Below are 10,349 nucleotides of genomic sequence, written 5' to 3'. Positions count from 1 at the left end.
GTATTAGGGGTTTACTTGTAGAGGAAGTTGAAATCACAAGAACCGCTGTCGTTTAGATCTTACCTGCTGATAGCTCTAGTGGGGGCAGCACCAGATTGGCTCAACCCGCTCTTCACGCTTGAAGCTAGGCTATCGAGTTGGTCCCATAGTGTGTTTGGGCTATCTGGGGTTACTTTATTGATGGTGTTTCTGTCACATCTGAAGTCCGTGAAGCTCAGTTTTGAGAATGTTTTATTTTTAAGCTTAGTGTATGCCTTCCACATCTTCTGTGATGCGATTGGAGGAGAGGTGGCATTGATTCACCCATTAGATATTATGGTGTTAGGTGATTACTATGTGTTAGCGATGTGGTGGATTCCTATAGACATTGTTTGCTTACTCTCAGTCTATTTCATTTGGCGCTATCCTCGATTGAACGCGGCTGATAAAGCGTCAAAAAATCGCTAAATTCTGCTGGTTTTCCGTCACTCTGGACGTATATACACCAACCGCGCTGCATCTACCGCGCAAAGATTATGGCAGATTTTTCAATATTCGGAAGTAACCTCTGCGGGGGTAGTGGTATCGAGGAGCTGATGGATGATCTCGGCAATGCGCTGGTGCATGGTGGACCCAATATAAAAATGCTGGGTGGTGGACAGCCGGGAAGCATCCCTGAAATGAATGCTATTTGGCGACGTCGTATGGAGGAGATCATGGAGACTCCAGGAGTGATGGAGGCGATGGTTGGAAACTATGATCCACCTAAAGGGAACCCTAAATTTATCTTAGCGCTCGCTAAGCTTTTTTCTGTGCAATTGGGCTGGAATGTGACGGAGAAGAATATCGCCATCACTGCTGGTGGGCAGACGGCATTCTTCTTCCTTTTTAATGCTTTAGCTGGACGCACCCGCGATGGGCGCCGTAAGAAAATTCTTTTGCCGCTTGTTCCTGAATACATAGGGTATTCAAACCAATCGGTGGGCGATGACTTTTTTAGAGCTGTCAAACCGAAGATTGAGTTGATTGGTGATCACCAGTTTAAGTACCGTGTTGATTTTGATAATCTTGTGATTGATGACGAGATTGCCGCAATTTGTGTGTCTCGTCCGACCAACCCGACTGGCAATGTTCTCACTGATAATGAAATGGCGAAGCTCTCTGCTTTAGCGGAAGAGAATGGGATTCCATTAATTATTGACAATGCATACGGAGCTCCATTCCCGAACATCTTTTTTGCCGACGCCAATCCATTGTGGAATGAGAGCACGATTCTCACGATGAGTCTCTCAAAACTTGGTTTACCAGGAACGCGCACAGGCATCGTCGTGGCTCCTGAGAAAATAGCATCAGCAGTCACCTCCATGAGTGCGATCGTTGGTTTGGCAAACAGTAATGTAGGCCAAGCAATCATGGAGCCCCTTGTGCGAAGTGGTGAGGTTTTACGACTCAGTAATGAGGTGGTGAAGCCATTCTATGTGGAAAAGTCGCTCAAGGCTCAGAAATGGGTGGCAGATTCTTTTGACTTTAGCATCCCGTACCGAGTACACCTCAGTGAAGGAGCATTGTTCTTGTGGATCTGGTTCGAGGATATGCCAGTGTCAGCAAAGGAGCTCTACGAAAGACTCAAAAAGCGTGGAGTCCTTATCGTTCCAGGTAACTATTTTTTCTTCGGTCTCGACGATGCTGACTGGAAGCACCGTAGTGAGTGTATTCGTATGACATTCACGATGGAAGAAGACGTGGTAAGGAGTGGAATAGAAATCATCGCTGAAGAGGTTGGCAAAATCTACAAGGGTTAGATTCGCTAATCAGACAAAAGTCTTACAAAAGTCTTTTTCAGCAATCAATGAGGTTATCTGACTAATCTGTCGTTAGGTCGCACTTTTATTTTCAAATTAGTTAGTCTTTGGGGCCAACTAGCCGTTGACTATCGGTGGAGAGTTCACTAGCAATGTTGCCGTGAATAAAGCATCGCTAACTCTCCTACCATATTTTTGTTCAGGATTCCTCACTGCTGGTGATTTACCAGCGAGCCTAGAGGACACATCCAAGGCTCCAGTTGAATTTTCGACTGGTGAAGATTTGTTACCAGAGTGGGGTGTGGCTATGGCTGTGCGCTCAGCCAGTGTTCCTTATGCATCTGAAGATAAAACGACCTCAGATATTTTTCCACTATTCTACTATGAAGGTGAGCGCTTCTTCCTTCGCGGTGATTACGGTGGTGTAAAGCTCTGGGAAAGCGACAAATACGGCTTCAACGCGCTTGCTCGTCATCGCTTCACGGATATCCCTACCGAGTATATTAACCATGTGAATGGCAATACTTTAGACATGGGCTTGCAGGCATTCTGGAAGCTCGATGACCAATCCCAATTAGAGTTTGATGTTCTGAGTGACCCGCAAGGGAGATTCCATTCCGCAGCGCGCTGGGCTGCTGATTATAGCAAACCGAATTGGAGATTTTTCCCTGAGCTAGAACTCCGCTTTACTGGATCAGATTTTAACTCACATTACTATGGTGTGGATACCTACGATCTTAGTGGGGGGATCGAAGCGCGTGCTCGATTCAAGGCGCGCCGCCACCTGGTGAGCAACCTTCACCTTGAAGGTCGAGTTGAAGGTGCTTGGTTAGGATCTGAGGCTTCTAAAAGTCAGGCGGTAGAAGATGACTTTGCGTACGAGCTCTATTTAGGTTTCGGGTTTTATGATGGAGAAGATCGGCCTGAGGTAAGCTCTCTAAAAGCGAAACCCTATTGGCGCCTATCACAAGGCTGGGGGACATCATCGGACTTTCAAAATATGATCTTTGGTGAGCACAAGACTGACGATGGAGCAGACGTAAATGTGACTTCTATTTTCTACGGTCACCCACTAGCCGATAGTATTTTTGGAGTACCTATCGAAATGTTCATCACCTCAGGATTCTCCTATCACTATTCATCAGGTGTGCAGGACTCTTCCACAGAGTGGGTGCTAGCCTTTAAAGGGTACTATACATTTCCAACTCCTTGGAGATTGCGACTTGGTATTGCAGAGGGAATCTCCTACGCTGATTCACTCACATACTACGAGAGCACTGAGCTCCAACAAAAAGGTTTTGATGAGAGTAAGTTGATGAACTACTTAGATCTCAGTTTGGACCTCAACATTGGTGATGTGTTTAAATCACGCAAGCTTGAAGACCTTTGGTTAGGTTATGGTATTCACCATCGCTCAGGAATGTACGAGTCCTCATCTGCTTTTGGTGACATCTCCGGAGGTACAAACTTCGCGAATATCTACCTTCAGTGGCACGGTGAATTTTAAGCCTACTTGGCTTTTATCAAAGTAGCGGGCGCAGAGTCCGCTATTATCAGGTGTGTCACGGCGATTGCTTGAGCTATATTTGATCTTACGCGGCTAACTCCTAGACCTATAGAGTTTTTAGGCATCACAAGTGTCGGGTTTTTGTGGAGCTTCTTGTCCTTGCGGTTGGTTATGTCATTAGCGAAGAAGGTTGTCTCGCTAGTGGTGAACCTACTGTTTTTTTTCTGAGCCCTCCATGGATCGACATAGCTGAAACTGAAGCTATGCGCATTTCCTTCAAGTTCTTTGGGGATGCTAGTGATCGTAATAAAGTGGCTACTAAGCACTGCCCACCTATACCCGCCGCTGGGTGACTGAAGTCGGCCAAATTTGGATACTGTGAGTAATGGGGGAAACCCATGATTGATTGAGCTTGAGATGTTACCATGAAGCTCCACTAATAGTTCTCGGTGACTTTGTTTGTTCTTTAGAAAGAGGCGTTTGAGGGAGACTGTTGGTAGTTTTGCTTTTTTGTGGAGCTCGTTGACTGCCTCGGCTAGATCATCTGGGCGGATGCCATTTTTCTCGTCCCAGCGCTTCTTCATATACGTATTTCGAGAAAATCGTGAGCAATACGTTTTGGTGAAGTAGTTAAATTTCTCCTGAGGACTACCACTGATTCGATGAATCGATGCTCGCCAGTCAACAGAGCTGAGTTGGTATGCATTGAATAAAGCAATGGGGCCACAGGCCATTGCGTGAACTGGCACTTGGTCAATGACTTCAGCATTCATGTTAGGTGCATCAAGCGTGTCTACACCAAATACATTGGATGTGAATGTGAGACAAACTAACAAAAAAGAACTCCGCATAGCTGAACTATGCGGAGTTTCTGAAAAGTTTGCAAGTGGGGAAGATTCTACCACTCGATAGCAGTCGCGGCCCAAGTGAGGCCGGCACCGAATACGACTAAGATAATCTTGTCACCGCGTTCGAATCTACCTTCACGGTGTGCTTCATCGAGAGCGATGGCGACAGCAGCAGCTGAGGTGTTTCCGTACTTGTGGAGGTTGACGAAGACTTTCTCGTTGGGGATAGTGAGGCGGTCGGCGATGGCATCGATGATGCGGAGATTGGCTTGGTGCGGGATGACGAGTTTGATGTCATCTGCAGTAAGATTTGCGCGCTCAATCACGGTCTCGGAGGCATTCTTCATGGCGTTGACAGCGAGCTTGAATACTTCGCGTCCAGACATGTTGAGTGAGGCTAGCTTTTCAGCAGCATTTTCTGGTGTGGTTGGGCAGGCTGATCCACCTCCTGGGATGTTAAGAATGCCGGTGTGTTTTCCGTCAGTTCCCATCTCAGTTGCTAGAATGCGGCCTTCGCCATCTTTTGAGCGGCGTAGCACTGCAGCTCCAGCCCCGTCACCGAAGAGAACGCAAGTATTGCGGTCTTCCCAGTTTACAAACGAGGAGAGCTTCTCAGCACCAATGATGAGCGCGTTTTCGAATGCTCCGTCAGAGATCATTCGCTTAGCCAATTTCAAAGCGTAGAGGAAACCTGAGCATGCAGCTGAGATGTCAAACGCGATTGCTTTATTCGCTCCTAAGTTATGCTGAACATAGCAAGCAGTTGCCGGTGTGATAGTGTCAGGTGAAATGGTTGCGACAATGATGAGCTGGACGTCTTCAGCTGCAATACCTGATTGCTCTAGGGCTTTCTTGGCGGCGTTTGTAGCAAGGTGAGAAGTGAACTCGCCTTCAGCAGCGATATGGCGCTGCTTGATGCCAGTTCTTGATGTGATCCACTCATCGGTGGTATCAATAACCTTCGCTAGGTCGGCGTTGGTGACAATTTTCTCAGGCACATAGCTACCGGTGCCAGCAATCATTACGGGATATTCAGATGCAGATTCACTCATCGCGTTTGGTGATAGCCCTGATCGCATCTATGGTCAACCTTCGACTGCCGCCAGAGCTAACTCATTCTGTCGTTCTGCGTGCAGAAAAAAGGGAGCTCTTAATGAGCTCCCTTAGAGAAATGATGCTTTAATGCGACTTTACGAAGTCACAGCTGAGCGATCATCGTTGAGACCTGATTTCTCAAGGAAATAGTCGTAACCACCGCTGTATTTGGTGAGTTTACCGTCTGCAACGTGCACTGTGGTTTCCGCGAGGGTCCGGATGAAGTGCACATCATGAGAGATAAATAGCAAGGTTCCTTTGTAGGATTTGAGTGCTTGAACAAGTGCTTCGATTGAGAGCAAATCGAGGTGGGTAGTGGGCTCATCCATAAGGAGGAGGTTCGGTGGATCAACCAAGAACTTAACCAAGTTGAGGCGTGATTTTTCACCACCTGAGAGCACGCGCACACGCTTGAGGACATCGTTCTTGCGGAACAGGAATGAACCTAGGATAGAGCGCGCTTCGTCTTCGCGGAGTTCAGGGTTAGAAGCCATGACCTCGTCGAGCACTGTATTTGAGTCATTCAGGGTGAGTGCGCGGTGCTGGGAGAAGTATCCCATCTTGGTCGCGTAGCCAAGTTTGCAGGTGCCTTCTTGCACGTCTTCGAAGCCAGCAATGATTTTCATCAAAGTTGATTTACCAGCTCCGTTTGGCCCAACTAGGACAGTGCGGTCACCACGCTCGACGATAAAGTTTGTTTTGTTATAAATGACTTTCTCTCCGTATGCCTTTCGCACGCCTTCGAGTTCTGCTAGAATCTGGTTAGAGCGTGGTGGCTCAGGAATGTTGAAGCGGAAAATCTTACGTGGAGCCATCGGCTTGACGATCTCAGCTTTGAGCTTTGCAATCATCTTCATGCGCTCATTCACCTGTGAGGACTTGGATCCGACATTGCGGAAACGATCAACAAACTCCTGGATTCGCTCCACTTCTTTTTGCTGAGCTCGGTAACGTTGCACCTTTTGCTCGTAGCGTTTCTCTCGCTGAGTTTCGTAGGAACTGTAGTTACCAGTGTAGGAAACGAGCTTTTGCTCATCGATTTCGTAGACTGTTTCGATGATCTCATCCATGAAGTCGCGGTCATGTGAGATCACGAGCAATGCACCAGGGTAATTTTGCAGATAACGCTGGAGCCAGATGAGCGAGAGTAGGTCAAGGTGGTTAGTAGGCTCGTCAAGCATCAGAAGATCTGGCTCTTGGACGAGAAGTCGGGCGAGATTAGCGCGCATGATCCAACCACCGGAGAAGGTGTTAGCTGGCTCGTTTACTTGTTCTTGTTTGAAACCGAGACCTGCAAGGATCTTTTTAGCTTTTGGCTCAAGTGCGTAGCCGTTGTTAGCGTCGAAGGTGTCTTGGGCTTCTGCGAATGCAGGTAGGTCAGTAGTGCCAGCTGCTTCACATTCACGCATTGTCTTGATGGCGTTGGCCATTTCAGGAGTGATGCCAATTGCTAGCTCGAGAATTGATTCTGGACCTGGGTCACCAGATTCCTGTGCTAGGTATCCGGTGATCGCGTATTCATCGATATCAGCTTTACCTGAGTCGAGCTCTTCTTGCTCTAGAATGATGCGAAAGAGGGTGGACTTTCCGGCGCCGTTTGGACCGACGAGAGCTACGCGCTCTCCCCAGTTGATGGTCATTTTGGCTTCTTCAAAGAGAGTTCTCCCACCAATTGTCTTGGTAAGGTTACGGATCGTTAACATGCTTGATCAGTGCCGTGAATTTACAGTATTTTCAACATAAAACTCATATGTATTAGCCAAATATTGTATTAATTTCTTAGAGGATTCTATAATGTTTGGGTAAATCTCAGTAGTCGCTGGTAATGAGGATGTGAAAATAAAACAAAGATATTTGTATCTAGTTACTTCGTGACAAGGGTGTTGCGGAGAATACTTCAGATTACCTAATAAAAAAAGTGCAGCGTTTCCTTGACGGATTGGGGGTCTTGTGGTTTTCTGCGCCCGCACCGCAGCACAGCATGTGTTTCAAAAGCACCCGTAGCTCAATTGGATAGAGCGCCTGACTACGAATCAGGAGGTTAGGGGTTCGACTCCCTTCGGGTGTATTTCTTTTCGAAGAATTACACGGAACACAAAATGTGATGCAGCTAGTAATCAAAAGCACCCGTAGCTCAATTGGATAGAGCGCCTGACTACGAATCAGGAGGTTAGGGGTTCGACTCCCTTCGGGTGTATTTATTACAATAAAAAAGCGAAGCTCGAAAGGCTTCGCTTTTTTTGTGTCTACGACGAATGTCAGATGGGGTTTACCTAGCCCATTTCAGGCTTTAAATCCCGAGTTAGAAGGTCAACCAGAGCTTCTTGCGCAGATTTGTCTTCGTATAAGATCTGGTACACCGCATCGATGATAGGAGTTTCAATCCCATGTTTGCGTGCCGCCTCGTGAATAGAGAGTGTGTTCGGTACTCCTTCGGCAACCATTCCTAGTCGTTCAGTGATTTCCTCTAGTGTCTCACCACTACCCAGAGCTTTGCCGACGCGGTTGTTGCGTGAGTGAGAAGAATAACAAGTCACCATTAGATCGCCCATACCTGAAAGGCCTGAGAATGTCTCGGGCCTTCCCCCGAGAGCTATTCCTAAACGAGTCATTTCGGCAAGCCCACGTGTCACCAGTGCTGCGATAGCATTGTCGCCTAGGCCTATTCCAGAGATGATGCCAGCGGCAATGGCGAATACATTTTTGAGCGCTCCACCGAGTTCGATACCAGCCACGTCGTCGCTGGTGTAAGTACGGAAATAAGATGTTGTGAAAACTGCTTGTAAGTCCTCAGCTAGGGCGCTGTTAGTGGAGCCTACTACTGCTGCTGAAGCAAGGTGAGCGGAAACTTCTTCTGCGTGAGTTGGGCCGGAATGAACGGCTATTGAGTGTTCAGGCAAGAGTTCAGAAATGATTTCGCTCATGCGTATTCCGGAGCCACGCTCTATACCTTTAGAGCAAGAAACCAGAGGTACGTTAGAAGATATTCCAATAGAAGAAAGAGCAGTAGCAGCCGTGCGAGTAGCGGAGGTGGGCAAGACAAATAGAATGAGTGAAGCGTCTGATGCGTCCGTGTAATCGACTGAAGCGACGATGTTCTTAGGTAGATCTACACGTGGGAGGTAGTTTGCATTGGTGTGAAATCCGTTGATTTCGGAGCATTGCTCAATACTACGCCCAATGAGGGTGACTTTAGAAAAATGCTCGGAAAGCACCATAGCTAAAGCTGTGCCCCATGAACCAGAACCTAGTACTACGGCAGATTGGGATGAATTGAAGGACATGATTAAGAGTTTTTACTTTTTTGGGGTGAAGCGGTTTTCTCTGCCATGCATCAGGTTGGCAATGTTAGAGCGGTGTTTCCAAACGGCCATAGCGCCGATGAAAACTGAGAAAAAGAACAGGGGCTTGTTCCAGCTGCCATCCGCAATCTTTCCGTGAAACAATGAACCCGAGATCACTGTAATTGGAAGAGCAATGGAGACCGCAATACTGGCAACCGATACGTAGCGGGTGGTGAAAAACAACAGGCACCAAAGAAGAATGAGTATGGGAATTGCGGCTGGCATGAATGTGGCAAAAACTCCGGCGGAGGTGGCGATGCCCTTGCCGCCTTTGAAGTTCACCCATGGGGAATAGTTGTGGCCCAGTATGGCGCAGAGGCCTGTGACTAACTGCATGGTCTGAGCAGTGATGGACTCAGAGTTAGGAAGCACAGTGGCGAAGTGTGCAAGGGAGTTAATGACCATGGAATGCCCTTGGCCCTCGTATTGAATGAGGCTAATTCCTAAGAGTGCTGGAATCATTCCTTTGAAGAAATCTAACACGAAACATGAGATTCCATATTTTTTGCCAACCACGCGTAGGACATTCGTAGCTCCGATATTGCCTGAGCCGTGCTCCCGGATATTGATGCCTTTAGACTTTGCTATGAGCAAACCAAAGGGGATGGAGCCGAGAAAGAAAGCGATGATTGGTGGTATCCAGATAGGCATTATGCTATGCAGTTTAGAAGGCTGATGGGAAATGTCATTCCCAATATGCGTTAGAATAAAAAAGAAAGCTCAGGAGGTTACCCTGAGCGTTGTGAAGTGAGGTGGAGGTAAATGACTACTTAGCTTTGCGCGGGTAGCGCGCATCAAGGACCGTATTCCAATCCGCAATCCGCTGAGCTTGCATTTTGTATAGTTCGCCACAGTTATCAAGGATTTCAATTGAAGTGATTTTACTTCCAACTCCATCTGTCTTCCAGCCAGGTCCAGAAAGTTTTCCAGTAATTTTGTTCACAACATCCATGCCTTTAGTGACTTTACCGAATACGGTGTGGAGGCGATCGAGGTGCGGTGTTGCTTTGTGTGTGATGAAGAACTGAGAACCATTTGTTCCTGGTCCAGCATTAGCCATGGAGAATGTACCAGCACTGTCGTGGTTAAGTCCGTGGACGAATTCATCTTCGAACCTATAACCTGGACCCCCGCGGCCAGTTTCAGTGGGATCTCCCCCCTGTACCATAAAGTTAGGGATAACGCGGTGGAACTTAACTCCATTATAGAAGCCTCGATTTGCTAGATTGAGGAAATTGGCTGCTGTGACTGGCGTCTTAGAAGCGAATATGGTGGCTTCAACATCACCCTTGTCTGTGTGAATGATGATGCGAATATCTTTCTCAGGTGCAGCAGGCTCTTGTTGACCGCATGCAGTAAACATTGCACAGAAAGTGGCTAGTAATAAGAGTGTGAATTGTTTCATCGGATGGACAAATACAGCAGCCTAGGCTTTGCTGCAAGCACACAGAATGATCGAACAGGGTAAACAGCGAAAAATCATACATATCGACATGGATTGTTTCTATGCTGCTATCGAACAGCGTGATTTTCCAGAACTGAGGGGGAGGCCGATAGGTGTGGGAGGAACCGGACGCAGGGGAGTGCTGTGTACCGCTAGCTATGAAGCAAGATTTTTTGGAGTCAGAGCTGCGATGCCGGGATTTAGAGCATTGGAGAAATGCCCTCAGCTCATTATAGTGCCCACACGCTTTGAGGTTTACCAGTCGGTGTCAGCTCAAATTCGCGCCATATTTGGGAGATTCACCGATCTTATAGAACCACTTTCCCTAGA

Annotated in this window: 9 protein-coding genes, 2 tRNA genes and 1 pseudogene; 6 read left to right on the top strand and 6 right to left on the bottom strand. The window is 47.4% G+C overall.

What is annotated here, in order from left to right; all coding sequences use genetic code 11:
• Positions 1-27: 27 nt before the first annotated feature.
• The 3 genes from ABGY95_RS08150 (at position 28) to ABGY95_RS08140 (ending at position 3,288) form a co-directional block, all read left to right on the top strand.
• Complete coding sequence (locus tag ABGY95_RS08150; RefSeq protein ID WP_347441187.1) at positions 28-447, top strand: hypothetical protein; 420 nt, start codon at positions 28-30, stop codon at positions 445-447.
• A 68-nt stretch (positions 448-515) separates the two neighbouring features.
• Complete coding sequence (locus tag ABGY95_RS08145; RefSeq protein WP_347441186.1) at positions 516-1,781, top strand: valine--pyruvate transaminase; 1,266 nt, start codon at positions 516-518, stop codon at positions 1,779-1,781.
• Between the two features lie 160 nt (positions 1,782-1,941).
• Entirely contained in the window at positions 1,942-3,288 is a 1,347-nt protein-coding gene (locus tag ABGY95_RS08140; protein ID WP_347441185.1) for a MipA/OmpV family protein, read from the top strand.
• 2 nt (positions 3,289-3,290) lie between these two features.
• Here ABGY95_RS08140 and ABGY95_RS08135 read toward each other — a convergent pair whose 3' ends face one another.
• The 3 genes from ABGY95_RS08135 to ABGY95_RS08125 form a co-directional block, all read right to left on the bottom strand.
• Complete coding sequence (locus ABGY95_RS08135) at positions 3,291-4,139, bottom strand: hypothetical protein (protein ID WP_347441184.1); 849 nt, start codon at positions 4,137-4,139, stop codon at positions 3,291-3,293.
• Positions 4,140-4,186: 47 nt separating this feature from the next.
• On the bottom strand, positions 4,187-5,188 hold the full coding sequence (locus tag ABGY95_RS08130) for a beta-ketoacyl-ACP synthase III (protein WP_347441183.1): 1,002 nt from the start codon (positions 5,186-5,188) through the stop codon (positions 4,187-4,189).
• A gap of 138 nt (positions 5,189-5,326) precedes the next feature.
• A complete protein-coding gene (locus ABGY95_RS08125; protein ID WP_347441182.1) occupies positions 5,327-6,934 on the bottom strand; it encodes an ABC-F family ATP-binding cassette domain-containing protein in 1,608 nt (535 codons plus the stop codon).
• Between the two features lie 291 nt (positions 6,935-7,225).
• Between ABGY95_RS08125 and ABGY95_RS08120 the strand changes: the two genes are divergently transcribed.
• Positions 7,226-7,299, top strand: a tRNA-Arg gene (locus tag ABGY95_RS08120).
• A gap of 55 nt (positions 7,300-7,354) precedes the next feature.
• Positions 7,355-7,428: transfer RNA gene (locus tag ABGY95_RS08115), tRNA-Arg, on the top strand.
• A 76-nt stretch (positions 7,429-7,504) separates the two neighbouring features.
• Here ABGY95_RS08115 and ABGY95_RS08110 read toward each other — a convergent pair.
• From ABGY95_RS08110 to ABGY95_RS08100, 3 genes are all read right to left on the bottom strand, one after another.
• The gene (locus ABGY95_RS08110; protein ID WP_347441181.1) at positions 7,505-8,515 is read right to left on the bottom strand and encodes an NAD(P)H-dependent glycerol-3-phosphate dehydrogenase; all 1,011 of its coding nucleotides are present in this window, start codon (positions 8,513-8,515) and stop codon (positions 7,505-7,507) included.
• 12 nt (positions 8,516-8,527) lie between these two features.
• Positions 8,528-9,226, bottom strand: a complete 699-nt coding sequence (gene plsY, locus ABGY95_RS08105) for a glycerol-3-phosphate 1-O-acyltransferase PlsY (protein ID WP_347441180.1) — start codon at positions 9,224-9,226, stop codon at positions 8,528-8,530.
• 115 nt (positions 9,227-9,341) lie between these two features.
• The gene (locus tag ABGY95_RS08100; RefSeq protein ID WP_347441188.1) at positions 9,342-9,938 is read right to left on the bottom strand and encodes a peptidylprolyl isomerase; all 597 of its coding nucleotides are present in this window, start codon (positions 9,936-9,938) and stop codon (positions 9,342-9,344) included.
• 88 nt (positions 9,939-10,026) lie between these two features.
• Here ABGY95_RS08100 and ABGY95_RS08095 point away from each other — a divergent pair.
• Positions 10,027-10,349 (top strand): annotated as a pseudogene (locus ABGY95_RS08095) (DNA polymerase IV); the annotation flags it as partial.

Origin of the sequence: Rubritalea sp. (assembly GCF_039830215.1) — a bacterium.
Taxonomy (GTDB): domain Bacteria; phylum Verrucomicrobiota; class Verrucomicrobiia; order Verrucomicrobiales; family Akkermansiaceae; genus Rubritalea.
Note: the sequence above shows the minus strand (reverse complement) of the source record. Positions and strands in the feature narration are given on the sequence as shown.